Source organism: Pseudoalteromonas sp. S2755 (assembly GCF_005886535.1).
In the GTDB taxonomy this organism is placed as follows: Bacteria; Pseudomonadota; Gammaproteobacteria; order Enterobacterales; family Alteromonadaceae; genus Pseudoalteromonas.
Genome location: NZ_PNDS01000043.1, coordinates 34,999 through 48,795, shown reverse-complemented (window position 1 = coordinate 48,795; position 13,797 = coordinate 34,999). Strand labels below are relative to the sequence as shown.

17 protein-coding genes are annotated in these 13,797 nt (G+C 43.0%); 10 read left to right on the top strand and 7 right to left on the bottom strand.

Annotated features, from left to right (window positions below):
* Positions 1-104 precede the first annotated feature (104 nt).
* From CWC03_RS08810 to CWC03_RS08800, 3 genes are all read left to right on the top strand, one after another.
* Entirely contained in the window at positions 105-677 is a 573-nt protein-coding gene (locus tag CWC03_RS08810; protein ID WP_138581499.1) for an NAD(P)H-dependent oxidoreductase, read from the top strand.
* Positions 678-779: 102 nt separating this feature from the next.
* Positions 780-1,730, top strand: a complete 951-nt coding sequence (locus tag CWC03_RS08805; protein ID WP_138581497.1) for a cytochrome-c peroxidase — start codon at positions 780-782, stop codon at positions 1,728-1,730.
* Positions 1,727-4,888, top strand: coding sequence for an EAL domain-containing protein (locus tag CWC03_RS08800; protein WP_138581495.1), 3,162 nt, complete (start codon positions 1,727-1,729; stop codon positions 4,886-4,888). Before CWC03_RS08805 ends, CWC03_RS08800 begins: the two co-directional genes overlap by 4 nt.
* Positions 4,889-5,024: 136 nt before the next feature.
* Here the strand turns inward: CWC03_RS08800 and CWC03_RS08795 are convergent, their stop codons facing one another.
* Positions 5,025-5,312, bottom strand: coding sequence for a hypothetical protein (locus CWC03_RS08795; RefSeq protein ID WP_138581493.1), 288 nt, complete (start codon positions 5,310-5,312; stop codon positions 5,025-5,027).
* Positions 5,313-5,485: 173 nt separating this feature from the next.
* The gene (locus tag CWC03_RS08790; protein ID WP_249313987.1) at positions 5,486-5,956 is read right to left on the bottom strand and encodes an HAD hydrolase-like protein; all 471 of its coding nucleotides are present in this window, start codon (positions 5,954-5,956) and stop codon (positions 5,486-5,488) included.
* A gap of 144 nt (positions 5,957-6,100) precedes the next feature.
* On the opposite strand from CWC03_RS08790, the gene CWC03_RS08785 reads away from it, so the two are divergent.
* On the top strand, positions 6,101-6,856 hold the full coding sequence (locus CWC03_RS08785) for a DeoR/GlpR family DNA-binding transcription regulator (protein ID WP_138581491.1): 756 nt from the start codon (positions 6,101-6,103) through the stop codon (positions 6,854-6,856).
* A 64-nt stretch (positions 6,857-6,920) separates the two neighbouring features.
* Here CWC03_RS08785 and CWC03_RS08780 read toward each other — a convergent pair whose 3' ends face one another.
* Positions 6,921-7,412, bottom strand: coding sequence for a GNAT family N-acetyltransferase (locus CWC03_RS08780; RefSeq protein ID WP_138581489.1), 492 nt, complete (start codon positions 7,410-7,412; stop codon positions 6,921-6,923).
* Positions 7,413-7,559: 147 nt separating this feature from the next.
* Between CWC03_RS08780 and CWC03_RS08775 the strand changes: the two genes are divergently transcribed.
* Both CWC03_RS08775 and CWC03_RS08770 read left to right on the top strand, forming a co-directional pair.
* Positions 7,560-7,763: a nuclear transport factor 2-like protein gene (locus tag CWC03_RS08775; protein ID WP_249313986.1), complete on the top strand. Its 204-nt coding sequence runs from the start codon at positions 7,560-7,562 to the stop codon at positions 7,761-7,763.
* Between the two features lie 37 nt (positions 7,764-7,800).
* Positions 7,801-8,037 (top strand): helix-hairpin-helix domain-containing protein, encoded by a 237-nt coding sequence (locus tag CWC03_RS08770; protein ID WP_138581487.1) that lies wholly within the window; start codon positions 7,801-7,803, stop codon positions 8,035-8,037.
* Positions 8,038-8,134: 97 nt separating this feature from the next.
* Here the strand turns inward: CWC03_RS08770 and CWC03_RS08765 are convergent, their stop codons facing one another.
* Both CWC03_RS08765 and CWC03_RS08760 read right to left on the bottom strand, forming a co-directional pair.
* The gene (locus CWC03_RS08765; protein ID WP_138581485.1) at positions 8,135-8,644 is read right to left on the bottom strand and encodes a hypothetical protein; all 510 of its coding nucleotides are present in this window, start codon (positions 8,642-8,644) and stop codon (positions 8,135-8,137) included.
* Positions 8,645-8,852: 208 nt separating this feature from the next.
* A complete protein-coding gene (locus CWC03_RS08760) occupies positions 8,853-9,725 on the bottom strand; it encodes a LysR family transcriptional regulator (protein ID WP_138581483.1) in 873 nt (290 codons plus the stop codon).
* A gap of 94 nt (positions 9,726-9,819) precedes the next feature.
* On the opposite strand from CWC03_RS08760, the gene CWC03_RS23765 reads away from it, so the two are divergent.
* Both CWC03_RS23765 and CWC03_RS08755 read left to right on the top strand, forming a co-directional pair.
* Positions 9,820-10,302, top strand: a complete 483-nt coding sequence (locus CWC03_RS23765) for an MATE family efflux transporter (RefSeq protein WP_249313985.1) — start codon at positions 9,820-9,822, stop codon at positions 10,300-10,302.
* On the top strand, positions 10,293-11,192 hold the full coding sequence (locus CWC03_RS08755) for an MATE family efflux transporter (RefSeq protein ID WP_249313984.1): 900 nt from the start codon (positions 10,293-10,295) through the stop codon (positions 11,190-11,192). The genes CWC03_RS23765 and CWC03_RS08755 overlap by 10 nt, the downstream gene beginning before the upstream one ends.
* A 34-nt stretch (positions 11,193-11,226) precedes the next feature.
* On the opposite strand, the gene CWC03_RS08750 is transcribed toward CWC03_RS08755, so the two are convergent.
* Positions 11,227-11,760: a dihydrofolate reductase family protein gene (locus CWC03_RS08750; RefSeq protein ID WP_138581482.1), complete on the bottom strand. Its 534-nt coding sequence runs from the start codon at positions 11,758-11,760 to the stop codon at positions 11,227-11,229.
* Positions 11,761-11,846: 86 nt separating this feature from the next.
* Here CWC03_RS08750 and CWC03_RS08745 point away from each other — a divergent pair, with 86 nt between their 5' ends.
* The gene (locus tag CWC03_RS08745; RefSeq protein ID WP_138581480.1) at positions 11,847-12,404 is read left to right on the top strand and encodes a TetR/AcrR family transcriptional regulator; all 558 of its coding nucleotides are present in this window, start codon (positions 11,847-11,849) and stop codon (positions 12,402-12,404) included.
* A 59-nt stretch (positions 12,405-12,463) separates the two neighbouring features.
* On the opposite strand, the gene CWC03_RS08740 is transcribed toward CWC03_RS08745, so the two are convergent.
* Positions 12,464-13,258, bottom strand: coding sequence for a helix-turn-helix domain-containing protein (locus tag CWC03_RS08740; protein WP_249313983.1), 795 nt, complete (start codon positions 13,256-13,258; stop codon positions 12,464-12,466).
* Between CWC03_RS08740 and CWC03_RS08735 the strand changes: the two genes are divergently transcribed.
* The gene (locus tag CWC03_RS08735) at positions 13,244-13,783 is read left to right on the top strand and encodes a DUF3224 domain-containing protein (protein ID WP_249313988.1); all 540 of its coding nucleotides are present in this window, start codon (positions 13,244-13,246) and stop codon (positions 13,781-13,783) included. The genes CWC03_RS08740 and CWC03_RS08735 overlap by 15 nt on opposite strands.
* Positions 13,784-13,797: the final 14 nt, after the last annotated feature.

Genomic DNA, 13,797 nt, shown 5'->3' with positions numbered 1-13,797 from the left:
TTATCCGCAGCTCAGGTTATCCTAGTCTCAGGTAGAGTAACTTGACTCTCCCGTTAAGGGGAGACAGTACACTCGTTTCTCAGTCATGTGATAAGGAAACGACGATGAAAAAAATACTGCTACTAAACGGCAACCCCAAAACTAAAAGCTTGTGCCACGCTATCACTACAAGCTATGAGCAAGCGGCAAGCACCCAACATCAAGTACGCAGAATGGATCTGAGTGAGATGCACTTTGAAATCAATTTGATGTATGGCTATGAAGCAAGCCAACGATTAGAGCCATGCCTCAAGCAATTCCAAGAGAACTTATTGTGGGCGCAGCACATTGTGATAGTAAGCCCAATTTGGTGGTTGGCGTTACCAGCCAAGCTCAAAGGGCTAATAGATAGAGCATTACTTCCAGGCTTTGCTTTTAAATACAGTGAGGCCGGCACTGAAATTGAAAAGCTTCTAGCGCATAAAACCGCAAGAGTCATTCTCACCTCAGACACGCCGCAAACTTATTTGCAAGAAGTTGCTGCTGGGCTTATGGCTCAGCTAGAACATGGGACATTGGGATTTTGTGGTATAGAGCCAACTCAACATACGCTATTTGGCCCTGCGCACTTAGCCACTCCTGAGGTAATTGATAACTGGCTGAGTGAAGTGACAAGTCTAGCCGTGTGGGGTGAGTGAATAAAAACACACAAATTCTATTGCTAAGCTTATTTTAAATCAAAATTTGCAATGCCGAATGTTGCTATCTTTTACAGCAAGATGGCAACTTGGGCGGAGTGTATGCGAATTTGGAGTTTATTACTTTTTGCGTTTCCATTATTGGGAGCTGCAAATGAGCCAATTCTGCCACTTGAGCCAGCAATAGGGCTAGATGCCGACAAAGTCAGCTTGGGCAGAACACTTTTTTTTGATAAGCGACTTTCTCGAGGAAATCAGGTTAGCTGTGCGTCATGCCATCAACTTCCCAGTCATGGCGCAGATGTAAAGCCCCTTTCCAGTGGTGTTAATGGTGCACTTGGTGAGCTAAAAACTCCGACCGTTTACAATGCAGTTTTTAATATCCGTCAAGCGTGGGATGGCCGTGCGCAATCGCTTTATGATCAAATCGACTCACCCATCTTAAACCCCAAAGAGCATGATATGACTTGGCCAGAAGTCATTGCTAAGTTAAATCAAGATAAAGCACTGGCTGCGCAATTTACTAAAGTGTACTCGCAGGGAGTAACGAAGCACACGGTAAAAGATGCAATAGCGGCTTTTGAAGGGTCGTTAATCACAGTTAATGCGCCGTTTGACTTATGGCTTAAGGATAGCAGGATAAAGCTGCCTGAGTCGGCTATTGCCGGTTATGAGCTATTTAAACGGTATGGTTGTATTAGTTGTCATCAAGGGCGCAATGTTGGTGGCAATATGTTTGCCAAAATGGGCGCCTTTGGTGATTATTTTGGCGATAGAAACACGCCAATTCAAAAAGCGGATTATGGCCGTTATAACGTTACTGGCAATGAGCAAGATCGCTTTGTGTTCAAAGTACCGAGCTTGCGACTTGCTAGCAAACAAGCGTACTTTTTTCACGATGGTAGTCATAGCAGCCTAGAGGCCGCTGTTTCGACCATGGCCAAATACCAACTTGGCCGCAATATCTCAGACTCCGATATTAACAAGCTAGTTGCCTTTATTGACAGCCTAGCAGGACATCACCACGAAATGGATTTGGAAAATCACGAATGAAGAATAAGGCCTTCATTGGTGTGCAAGCATTATTGCTGTGCGCGCCAATTGCGCTGTTTGCGTACTTTTACTCGCAACAAGAGCTCAGTAGTCAAACACACCAATCACGAGTTACCCTGCTCTTTGAAGCCAAAAGTATTGATGCCAAACTAGATGCCGCGGTGTTACAAATGCTTAGTGCACAGCTCAATCAATATGATGAGTTAGCGCAATTAGCGCATGCCATTGACGCTTTGAATACACCCGAGCGGGATGCATTATTTGCAGACGCCACACCCGACATTCGCCAGCAATTTGATGCCTATCGTCAGCTACTCAGCAATAAAGTATTGCAAGTCGAATCCATTAAAACTGCGGCTGCAAATATTAAAAATAGCCTGCTTTATCTCCCCGAGTTACTAATCGAGCTGGAGCAGAGTGAGCCCGAACTGGCAACCCACGCCAATAGAATGCTTGCGAATTTAATGTTGGGTCAGCTCTACGAATTTGTCGCAGAGCCTTTACTGACCACCAACTCTGAAAGTAGCTTAGAGCAGCTTATCTATCAGCATTTTAATGTTGCCCTTGCTAACAGTGCAGAATTAAAAAAGGCAAAACAACGCTTTTTGTCTTTGCCGAGTGACCAAGCTTTTTCAGCACTTTACGCGGCATATAGCCAGCACCACAGTGAAACCATAGAAAAAACCAAGCATCAAAGTGAATTACTCTTACTGCTGACCATTGTGCTATTTTTGCTCTTGATTGTGTTTGCAAACCGACTTTATGTGGCCAAAAATAAAATTCTAAGCACCAGCCAAACTTTGTCCGATGCCGTTGCGCGTTTAACCGAAGGCTTTGCTCTTTTTAGTCGCAGCGGCAATTTGCTGCTCTGTAACAGTGCTTGGCGTAATCATTTCGCAATTACTGATAGTGAGAAAATGCCACGCAAACTAGAAGAGTGGCAGCGGCAGTTTGGAGAAATTTTTAACTCCGACGCCAATTTGCATCAAACCGAATCTGGCGCTTGGTTACAGGTAAAACAAACGAACACACATAATAATGGCCAAGTGTTTGTGAGTGTTAATGTCTCTCTTTTTAAACAAGCGGAAGAAGAGCTTCGCAAGTGGGGCCATGCTATTGAGCAAAGCCCCTCTTCTATTGTGATCACTGACCCTCGTGCTCGCATTGAATACGTTAACCCTAAGTTTGAACAAGTTACTGGGTATTCACTTGAGGATGTGAAAGGACAAACACCCAAAGTACTAGGCTCCAAACAAGGATTTACCGACTACAAAGCGCTGTGGCAAACCATCAAACAAGGCAAAGTCTGGCGTGGTGAGTTTTACAATCGCCGTAAGTCTGGAGATTACTATTGGGAGTATGCGTCTATTTCCCCGATTAAAAACCAACAAGGGGAAATCATTAACTTTATTGCGATCAAAGAAGATATCACTGCACAAAAAAGCGCAAGTGCACAGCTTAAAACCGCAGCGGCGGTATTTAATGCAACGCAAGAAGGGATCATGACCACCAACGCAAAACTTGAGATCACCGCGGTCAATCCTGCTTTCACCAAAATTACTGGATACGAAGAACATGAAGTGCTTGGTCAACGACCTAATATTTTAAGTTCAGGTAAGCATGACAAACATTTTTATGAACAGATGTGGAGTACCCTCAACTCGCACGGACAGTGGGCGAGTGAGATCTGGAACAAGCGTAAAGACGGTACTTTATATCCAGAGTGGCTAGCAATCAGTGTCGTGCATGATGACAAAGGGCTTGTGCAGCAATACGTTGCCATATTGTCTGATATGACCGAGCGCAAAGCGCAAGAAGAGCAGATTGAATATCAAGCCTATTACGATGTGTTGACCGGACTGCCGAATAGAACGTTATTACTTGAGCGCATTGAGCAAGATATTAAACGCATGAGCCGTACTCATCATCAAAGTGCAGTGTTATTTATTGATTTAGATAGGTTTAAGCGTGTCAATGATACCATGGGTCACGAGGCCGGAGATGCCTTACTTATCTCCGTAGCTAAGCGCTTAAACGGCCTGCTGCGTAAACGCGATACCTTGAGCCGCTTTGGTGGAGATGAGTTTGTATTATTATTGAGCCAAATTGCGCATCCGGATCATGCTGCTCAAGTAGCCGATAAAATTGTCAAAGCACTGAGCGAACCATTTGTGATCAACGGCTTTGAGGTATTTACTGGGGCAAGCATTGGGATCGCGATTTTACCAAGTGATGCAAAAGATCAAAAAGAGCTATTACGACTTGCCGATTTAGCCATGTATAAAGCAAAAGAGGCGGGGCGCAATCAGTATCATTTCTTTGCTCAAGAAATGCAGCAGCAGGTGAATCGGCGAGTTGAACTGGAGCAGCTGCTCCGAGCTGCGCTTGAACATCAGCGCTTAACCGTACATTACCAACCGATTGTCGATACGGTGTCGGGTAAATTATATGGTGTCGAGGCGCTCATGCGCTGGCCTATTGATTTCGGCCAGTATATTTCTCCTGCTGAATTTATTCCGGTCGCTGAAGAAAGCGGCCTTATTGCTCCTCTTGGTGAGTGGTTACTTGCTAAGGCATGTAATGATATTCGCAGGTTAAATAAAGCGCTCGGCATGAATTGTTATTTGACGGTAAATGTCTCGAGTCAGCAGTATCGACTCGGCTTTAACGCCACTATCATTAAACAAATCATGCAGCAATCAGGCTTTTTTCCAGAGAACCTAACGCTTGAAATCACAGAAAGCATCTTACTTGAAGATGATAAAGCCGTAACCGCTTGGTTGCAAAGCCTGCGGGCAACGGGGGTCAACTTAGCAATCGACGATTTTGGCACTGGATACTCTTCGCTTAGCTATCTTAAACGCTTCCCCATCAATATATTAAAGATCGACCGAGGTTTTATTCAAGATATAGATCAAAACCAAGATGCTGCCGTTTTGGTCAACGCGATTTTGTCGATGGCGGAGAGTTTGTCGCTCAAAGTGATAGCCGAAGGCGTAGAACAACAAGGACAACTAGATTGCTTAAAAGGCTTGGGCTGTCAGTATGTGCAAGGGTACTTTTATGCCAAACCAATGGCGATTGAGGAATTAATCGATTGGGTTGAGCAATTTGCCATTGCATCGGAGCGAGCATCTCCTAAGTTGTGGTTGGATTGAGGTGTGTGGCAGTTAAATTGCAGTATGGGGTGTTGTGATCCAATGAGAGCTGATATCTGGGCCCGTGAATGGGTTTCCAATCAAATAGAAAACCGTCCTAAATGAGTTGGCAAAGCTGTTTCGCTTTGCCAACTACTCAACGCAAAATGGCAGTGAGTAAAATTAAGATCTGTAAAAGTAGGCAAAGTACATTAGTAACAATGATTGCCATTCGCTGAAATCTCAGCCCATACATCAGCCAGAAACTAAACACCATTACATACCCGATTAAAAACGTAAAGGACAAGTTGGTTGGGCCTTGGCGCTCAAGCTCGCTAAGTAGCTGGCCGAATAATGCGATAAAACCGATACCGCCGAAGAACACTCCGGCGAAATCCCAGTAGGTATCTTTCGTTTGATAAAAGCCTGCCAGCCATGTTTTCATTCGCTTACTTCCTCTGATAAGTAGATATCCTGATAGTGATTGATACGGGCAACAATATGGTCATGGTGAATAGTGCAAAAACGGTTAACCACGACTACGTCACAGCCTGCGCTAAGTGCGGATCTTACCCCTTGATCTGAGTCTTCAAATGCAAGGCATTTAGAGGTTGCAACTCATAGTCGTTTGGCCGCCAATAAAAATGGCTCAGGGTGAGGCTTACCTTGCCCAACATCATCTGCGGTAATTAATATTTCAGGAATAGGTAAACCTGCCGTGGTGAGTCGTGCAATTGCATTGTGACGATTTGCAGAAGTTGCAACGGCCCACTTGCGTTGCTGTGCTTTTATTTCGCTTAAAAACGATTTAGCTCCAGGAATGGCTGTGACGGTATGAGCAAGGTCGGCTTCTGCTTGTTCCAACAGCTCGACTTCATGCTGGCAATCTAAATGCGGAGTAAATTGCTCTATAAAGTCTTTGAAACGTGCACCTCTGCCCGTAGTTAATACCATTTCTAAATCGACATGATGTTTCTCACACCAAGGCGCGACGGCCTGTCGTACTGCAACTTCAGAATCTACAAGTGTGCCATCCATATCGAATATCAATCCCTGATAATGGTTCAGGTTGAGTGAATTAAGTGCCATTTTTACTCCTTATGATAATGTTTCATGCATAAACAGGCGTTTATTTATATTAAACCGGCTTTATCATGCATGTATGTGCAAATAATACGCTTGTATCTCGATCTTTTTCAAGTAAAATTACGCAAAAACATGCAGGAACATGCAATGCTATTGGCAGAACGTCATCAATTCATTCTCGATCAGCTTAATTTACAAGGGCGGATCACCTCAGTGTCCTTGGCGCAAACGCTTGATGTGAGCGAAGACACAATCCGTCGGGATTTAAACAAACTGGCTGAGCTTAAGCTCCTGCGGCGTGTTCATGGTGGCGCTTTAGCGCTGCAGGATAATACTCCTGACTATATCGAGCGTTTAGATAAACCCGATACCAGTAAAATTCGTTATATTGAACCTGCCTTAGCGATGCTCGTGCCTGGACAAACGATAGTGATTGATTCTGGCGAGACGTGCCGTTATTTGGCACAACACTTACCTAAAAATATGCCGTTGACTGTGGTTACGGGTTGTCCACTGATCGCCAAAGAGTTGGCTTATCATTCGCTGGTGGATGTGATTTTATTGGGCGGCCCGATGTTTAAACCAGCAATGCGGGTGGTAGGCATGACGGCGATCGAAATGGTGAAACGGATCCGTTTTGATATTGTTTTTATGGGGATTTGCTCGTTCCATATTCACCACGGTTTTAGTGCAAGCTATATTGAAGAAGCGGAGATCCTCTCTGCGACTATTCGTCAAAGCGATCACACTGTGATTATGGGACCGAGTAATAAACTAGATAAAGTCGCTACTTATCAGATTGTTACTGCTCACGAAATTGACACAATTATTACCGATGAAGAAATCAATCCAAGCTTAAAAAAGCAGATTGAGTCGCTAGAGATAGTGCTTACTTTGGTCTAGGTTAGTACGGAGCCACTTGATTGCTTGAGTAGCCTACTTACGGTTGAACTAAGCAACCGCTCATTTAAGGCTTTAATAAGGCAAAAATGTGATTGTTGTAGAAACGCTCATTTTTGAATATAGCGCGTTTTAACACCGCCTCTTGCTCAAAACCTGACTTCTCTAGTAGCCTCATTGATGCATGATTGTCGTCAAATACTGCGGCAAAGATCCGTTCAATATTGGTCTTGTTAAATACCTCTGAGGTAATGTGCAAAATGGCTTTATGAGTAATTCCTTTACGCCAATGACTTTTTGCGAGCCAATAGCCTATTTCACCAGAGCGCTGATATTCAAACTCGCCAGGATTAACACCTATACAGCCGATAAGCTGCTGACCATCGCATATCGCTCGAATATGGCCGTGTTTACTTCCCTCATTTATCCACCATATTGCATCTTGCTCGGTGTAAGGTTGCGGAATTTTTGTTGATAAATACCGAACAACATCAGGATCGTTCAAAATCGCGACTATATTGGCGACATCATTGGCTCGGAATGGTCTTAGCTTGAACATTGAACTCCCTTTAAATCGATTTTAGCTTATATTCATCAATAAGTTACCATTCCCTTTCGAGGTATACAATGTGTGCATTGTGTAGAGAAAAGCAAGCTGGGGCTGGTTGTCGCCATTTGATGTTATTTTGCGTATTTTAATTTCATTGTGTCTGGAGAAATCGCTGCTGTTGAAGGGCAAGAAAGCGGCGTGATGCGTGATGATGCGCACAGGCCGGATAATCAAATTTCATCTGGCCGTTTTGGTAATGTGTTCGAATTCTCTGATAATTTTATCACAAGAATACATATTTACGTTGATCCAGACTTCTCAAGCCAAGATAATGCTAGAATTTCAATATTATCGCGTTAATGTTGACCGTTTTGATAAAGAAAAGGATAGCTGAACTATGGTTTTCTCTGACAGTGAAAAAAACACCTTACTAGCCCTCAAAGGAGTCGGCCCAACAGTGATAAAGCGTTTTGAAGAAATCGGTATTTGCAGTTTGAGCCAGCTTGCGACTTATGAAGTTGAAGAAATTGCAGAGCGAGTCGCTTCAATGTTACGAACAACTTGTTGGAAAAACAGCCCACAGGCTAAAGCTGCGATCCAAGCTGCAATCACAAAAGCGCGTGAGACCAGCTAATGTGTAAAGCCCCTTTACAAAAAGGGTTTACACAATGAAGTTCACTAGCTTAAACCCAAGCCATTAAGCATATTTTCTGGGCTTACTTGACGGTTTATTAAGCAACAGTTTCTACAAAGTTGAGATCAAAACGTCCGTCTGGATCTTCTACTTTGATAAGCTCGTTAAGCGGTTTATTTTTTAGCGCCTTATTTTCAGCAAAGATGTCTAGTAATATTGGTTTTACTTCGTTTCCGCATAGTGCCTCGGCGAGCGCTTCATGAGATAGCTTGAACAACAGATCCATATTCTCATTTTCATCTTCAGTGAGCTCTAGATCCTCCCAACTCTCAAAAATATCTCTTAACTTAGCGACTTCTGGGCAGTCCTCTTCAAAGTCAGATAAAATAATAAATTCATCTGAGGCAACGTTTTTATGCTGTTCAAAATGACTTTCCGGCAGGCTGTAGATATTCCAATTTACATCGTAATGCCAAAACTCAACAGATAATAACATATGCGAGTAGGCGCTTTGATTTACATAAAACTGTAGTTCGTTGATGCGCTTTTTAATAAGTGTAATTAAAACATTTTCATAGGCTTCAATAAGCGTATTTTTATCAAACATAATGTATCCTGACTGCGGTCTTAAATGCTAAGACTACGATCTCCTAAATATGATGTGCTGGCTATATGCCACTCTACTACGTATACGCGAACCTATGCTACCGCACTAAAAGCGATTTATCCAAAACACGCTAATTTAACCATCTGTTTACTAAAAACGCCAGCTTAACGGCAGCAAATATAGTTTAAGTCTAACGCAAGCATGAAGATCAGAATAAATTTGCTATTTCGTTATGGAGCCACTGGACGATAGGTCCTTTACTTTGGTCTCTACGTTGTACTATACCCATTTCGACAATTAGAGGGTTAGGAATATGCTCGGTTGACAGCTCGACGAGTTCGCCCATATACCACGGCGTGTTGACAACATGCTCAGGTACCAACGCCCAACCAACCCCTCTAATCACTAAACCCATGATGTAATAGTAACTATCGATATGCCAGTGACTTGTAGATATGGCTTGTGACTGAGTATTTCCAATACGATCACGTATTACAAGCTGTCGATGCAGATTTAACTCCTCAATACTCGGGGCTGGGTGTTGTGCAAGCGGATGATGAGGGGAGCAGACCAAGACTTGTTTAAAACTGCTAATTGAGGTGAAATCCAGCGATTCTGGTAATGGTTTCTGGTGAAATAAAATGCCTATCTCAGCCCTTTCTGCACTCACCCATTGCGCAATATCGTCTTGGGAGCCGTTGATAATAGCTAATTTTAATAGCGGAAATTGCTGAGCTAGTCGTTCAAACAAAGACTCAAATGCGATGATGGGTACAGCTTCATCCATAGCAACGGTGAGAGACACCTCTTCACCATAATTAAGTGAATTGGCTCTTGATTGCAGTCGCTGACATTGCATAAGCACCGCTTCGGCTTCTTTAAACAGATCGAGACCAGCTTGATTTAACACTGGTAGTCTGGCTGAGCGGTCAAAGAGTGCAAAACCTAGATCAGCTTCCAGATTGGCAATTGAGGTGCTGACACGAGATTGCGCTTTTCCCAAATGCCTTGCCGCAGCTGAAAATGACCCCAGCCTTACTGCGGTGACAAAGGCTTCAAGTTGATCGAGTGTCCAATGCATAATGATTAACCTATCCGAATTTCGGATGGATACTAACTTTGACCAATCTCAGTTGCAAGGATAATAACCACTTTTCACGCTTAAGGATTTCATCATGTTGTTAGATTCAACGAGCAAAGCACAAACTGAGGACGCTAATGTTACCCGCACTTTTTGGCGCTACACCATCCCTGCCGTTGTCGCAATGATGGTCAATGGATTGTACCAAATCGTCGATGGTATTTTTATTGGTCACTACCTTGGTGCTCAGGGGTTGGCCGCTGTAAACCTTGCTTGGCCCATTATAGGGATCATTATCGGTTTTGGTGTTCTAGTGGGGATGGGATCTGGTAGTTTGCTATCGATTTATCGTGGTGCTGACGACAATACAAACACGCAGCAATTGATAAGCACCAGCTTTTGGCTTATCGCCATGTTGACTGTGTTTGTAATAACTATCCTTGTATTATTCGGACCGACACTACTGGAGATACAAGGTGCTTCAGGTGAACTTTTACACTCCAGTTTAGACTACTTACAGATATTGAACTGGGGGCCGGGGTCACAATCGCAGCAGGTGCATTACCATTGCTACTAAGAAACAATGGTAAACCGGAAATTGCAACGGCTGTGCTAATTGTAGGGGCGCTCTGCAACATAGTACTCGATTATTTTATGATTGTAGAATTACGTTGGCAACTACTCGGCGCTGCACTTGCTACGCTAATTTCACAAGGGATAGTTGCACTTGGCGCGCTTTACTTTTTACTCAACTCTTGTGGAGAAAATAAGCCGAGAGGAGCACTTAACCTCTCTCTAATCTTCGAAATATTTAAGCAAGGCGCTGCAGGGTTGGTAATGTTCTTGTATTTTGGCTTTATCATTGCGTTACATAACAAGCAGTTGCTGATATTTGCCAGTGAAGTTGAGGTGGCGGCTTTCGCTGTGGTTGGTTACCTTGGCGTTATTTACTATTTTATTGCAGAAGGTGTGGCCAGTGGTGTCCAGCCGCCCATCAGTTATTATTTTGGAGCTGGCCTTTACCAGCGCATTCGCATTATGTTTAAGCTAGCGCTCAAAGTGAGCTTGGGTTTTGGTGTGGTGATGGTAACGGTGTTTTATCTATTTCCAACGTATGTACTTGGGCTCTTTAGTGAGGATTTGGCTTTGCTCAACGCAGCCGAGCGCGGTTTGCAGCTACATCTATCCACGTTATTCTTGGATGGCTTTATATTTCTTACCTCAATGTACTTTGTTGCGGTTGGCAAAGGCGGTAAAGCCTTGGCTATTTCACTTGGAAACATGTTGGTGCAATTGCCGTTTTTATACGTATTACCTTTGTGGTTTGGTGTTGATGGGGTGTGGCTTGCGGTACCTATTTCAAACATCACGTTAACTGTTATTATCATCCCTCTGCTTTGGCGTGATTTATATCAGTTAAAGCGTGCAGATATGGAAGCTACGTCAGGTGATAAGCAGTGCGCTTAATACTGAGGCGCTTATTTTAAGCGCCTTCTTGGCGTTATCTTTGCCGTACGTAGTAATTTTTTACCACGCAATCTAAATATCTCACAGCATTCACATGTTTAAATTTAAGCGGCTCATTTAGTGTTCCGAATAAAGGTGTTCCACCACCTAAAATAGTTGGAATAGTTGTGATTATTAGCTCATCAATGAGATCTTGTTGTAGAAAGCTTTGTATGGTTTTTCCGCCATCAATGTAAAGGGTTTTAAAGCCCTGCTGAGCCAGTTGTTCGACGATATCTGTCAGTTCACCTCGTACAAGCGATACCTTATCCGCAAAGACTTTTGGTACCTCTTTAAGTGTATTACTCAATACAAAAACAGGTTTGTTGTATGGCCATTCGCAATCAAACCCTTGGATTGTCTCAAAGGTATTTCGCCCCATAATGATGGCATCTACACGGGCCATAAAATCGGCGAACCCCAAGTCTAAACCTTCAGGGTTAGGTAATTCGTGTAGCCAGTCTAAGCGGTTATTTTTATCCGTGATAAAGCCGTCGAGGCTTGCCCCAATATAGACGATGTTTGCCATTTTATACTCCGGTTGAACCCTATACCATTTCAAGATAAAATAAATTCTACATTGTAGAATTTATTTTATCTTAGCGAGAGTAAACAATGAGTGTCAAGGATAAAAAGCGTGGCCGACCGCTAGCGGAAGATGAAGCACTAAGTCAGGAGCGGATCATACAAGCAGCCAAATTGCAGATGAAGGAAAGTAGAAAAGTGCCTAGTATTCGAGCGTTGGCGAGCAGCCTACATGTCGATGCGATGGCAATTTATCATTACTTTAAAAACAAGCAGGCTTTGCTCGAAGCTTTGACCTGCTCTTTAGTCGATGAAATCTATGAACCTAGCTGCGCTGAAAAGTGGCAAACAGAACTACAAAAGCTCAGTGCAAGTTATTTACAGCTACTCGATGACTATCCAGGGTTGTTAACTGTGCTGCTGTCAATGGACTCAGTAGGTCCAGCTCAAGTATTTCAAACTCGATTTGAAGAAGTGACTCAAACGCTTGAATTACAGGGACAGGCACAACAAGATGCGATTTGCTTACTGGTTGATTATTTACATGGGGTAGCACTCGCTATGGAGTGTAACCCAGATAGAGAAGCGTTAAATGTCTCGATGACAAGCGGTGCAATTGCACTAATTTGTAAAGCGATTGAGGCTTAAGTGTCATTGCGTTGTGGCGTTGTAAAGGGGCATTACAACACATAGAGGCGAAGTACCTGTTAGGGGCGCTTGAGATAACGGTTAGGAGTGACGCCAATTATTTCTTTAAAATCTCTAATAAGGTGGGACTGATCGGTATAGTTCAACTGAGCAACAATATCAGCCATTGTAGTCGCATCAGATTCAAGCATTGCAAGCGCTTGGTGCAGGCGATACTTTCGAATTAGCCATTTAGGACTAAAACCTATGTAGTGTTGGCAAAGCCTTTGTATTTTTCGTATTGGCATGTCGCAGTGTTTAGCAAGTTGCTCAACCGTAAAAATATCGCTGTGATCTTGCAAGGTGTTGAGAATATATTCAGCCATAGCAGCACCTGTGCTTTGAGGGAGTGTAAACGACATTAAAAATTGTGATAGCACTTTTACCCGCTCTGCATCGTCACTTGCCGTCGTTAATGAAGCAACAAGTGAGCTCGACGGTACATCGCAAAGAGACTCCAAAGAAAAGGTTTTGTCTATACATGTCAAAGGGGTGATATCAAATTGCTCCACTAGGGCACCGACCCTAAATTTAACCCCCAAGATCTGTCCTTTTCCGCGCATCGTGTAATCGTATACTTTGCTTACAGGGCCAATAATTTTTATTTCATCGGTACTTTGCAGCAAATGAAAGTTAGGATCTGGTAGGTTTCGTTGTGTATGGGTTTTATTATCCGGCAAACACCAGTCGACAAACCAAAACTGATCTATAAGACCTACTAACTCTGTAGATGGGAAATACCGTCTGAGTTGGTAATTTGGAGCGCTTTGTTGTTGATGGAGTATACCGTTAATTTGGCTATGGTTAGATTTCATCGCTGCCTTGTTATGGATAAAGCTCTTCGCTTGTTGTCGCGTTTTTACAATACCAATTTTAAATGGCGTGCTAGATTTAAAACAAGCGGCATAAAACTGCAGAGCAAGGTCAAACTCTTCTACTATAAAATTAAGGGAAATGGGATGCAACTAACTGGTGTGTATGAAATTATCAATTGGCAAGAAACTACAGAAAAACAATTTGATGATGGCGCTAAACTTTCCAAAGCCATGGTGAGCCTCTGTTATAAAGGTGAAATAGAGGGTAACAGTGAAGTTTACTATCAGCTTCATTACACCGAAGCAGGAGATGTTGAATTTAATGGCTTTGAGGCTGTAACAGGTTGTTTTTCTGGACAACAAGGTAAAATTGTATTGATGCACAGCGGCCGTTTTAAGCACGGGAAAGCACAGAGCAATTTTACCGTGGTACAGAGCGACGTTGACAATATTGCTGTGGGTGACAAAGGATCATTTGAGTCAACTGAAGGCAAAAAAGCAAACTATCAAATAACACATAACTGATAGCTTTAATATTA

What these genes read in the sequence shown, in the direction of transcription:
- CWC03_RS08740 (WP_249313983.1), bottom strand. Translation starts at nt 13,258, where the DNA reads ATGAAATCTAACCATAGCCAAATTAACGGTATACTCCATCAACAACAA.
- CWC03_RS08760 (WP_138581483.1), bottom strand. Translation starts at nt 9,725, where the DNA reads ATGCATTGGACACTCGATCAACTTGAAGCCTTTGTCACCGCAGTAAGG.
- CWC03_RS08745 (WP_138581480.1), top strand. Translation starts at nt 11,847, where the DNA reads ATGAGTGTCAAGGATAAAAAGCGTGGCCGACCGCTAGCGGAAGATGAA.
- CWC03_RS08770 (WP_138581487.1), top strand. Translation starts at nt 7,801, where the DNA reads ATGGTTTTCTCTGACAGTGAAAAAAACACCTTACTAGCCCTCAAAGGA.
- CWC03_RS23765 (WP_249313985.1), top strand. Translation starts at nt 9,820, where the DNA reads ATGTTGTTAGATTCAACGAGCAAAGCACAAACTGAGGACGCTAATGTT.
- CWC03_RS08810 (WP_138581499.1), top strand. Translation starts at nt 105, where the DNA reads ATGAAAAAAATACTGCTACTAAACGGCAACCCCAAAACTAAAAGCTTG.
- CWC03_RS08735 (WP_249313988.1), top strand. Translation starts at nt 13,244, where the DNA reads ATGGTTAGATTTCATCGCTGCCTTGTTATGGATAAAGCTCTTCGCTTG.
- CWC03_RS08785 (WP_138581491.1), top strand. Translation starts at nt 6,101, where the DNA reads ATGCTATTGGCAGAACGTCATCAATTCATTCTCGATCAGCTTAATTTA.
- CWC03_RS08795 (WP_138581493.1), bottom strand. Translation starts at nt 5,312, where the DNA reads ATGAAAACATGGCTGGCAGGCTTTTATCAAACGAAAGATACCTACTGG.
- CWC03_RS08805 (WP_138581497.1), top strand. Translation starts at nt 780, where the DNA reads ATGCGAATTTGGAGTTTATTACTTTTTGCGTTTCCATTATTGGGAGCT.
- CWC03_RS08780 (WP_138581489.1), bottom strand. Translation starts at nt 7,412, where the DNA reads ATGTTCAAGCTAAGACCATTCCGAGCCAATGATGTCGCCAATATAGTC.
- CWC03_RS08765 (WP_138581485.1), bottom strand. Translation starts at nt 8,644, where the DNA reads ATGTTTGATAAAAATACGCTTATTGAAGCCTATGAAAATGTTTTAATT.
- CWC03_RS08750 (WP_138581482.1), bottom strand. Translation starts at nt 11,760, where the DNA reads ATGGCAAACATCGTCTATATTGGGGCAAGCCTCGACGGCTTTATCACG.
- CWC03_RS08800 (WP_138581495.1), top strand. Translation starts at nt 1,727, where the DNA reads ATGAAGAATAAGGCCTTCATTGGTGTGCAAGCATTATTGCTGTGCGCG.
- CWC03_RS08790 (WP_249313987.1), bottom strand. Translation starts at nt 5,956, where the DNA reads ATGGCACTTAATTCACTCAACCTGAACCATTATCAGGGATTGATATTC.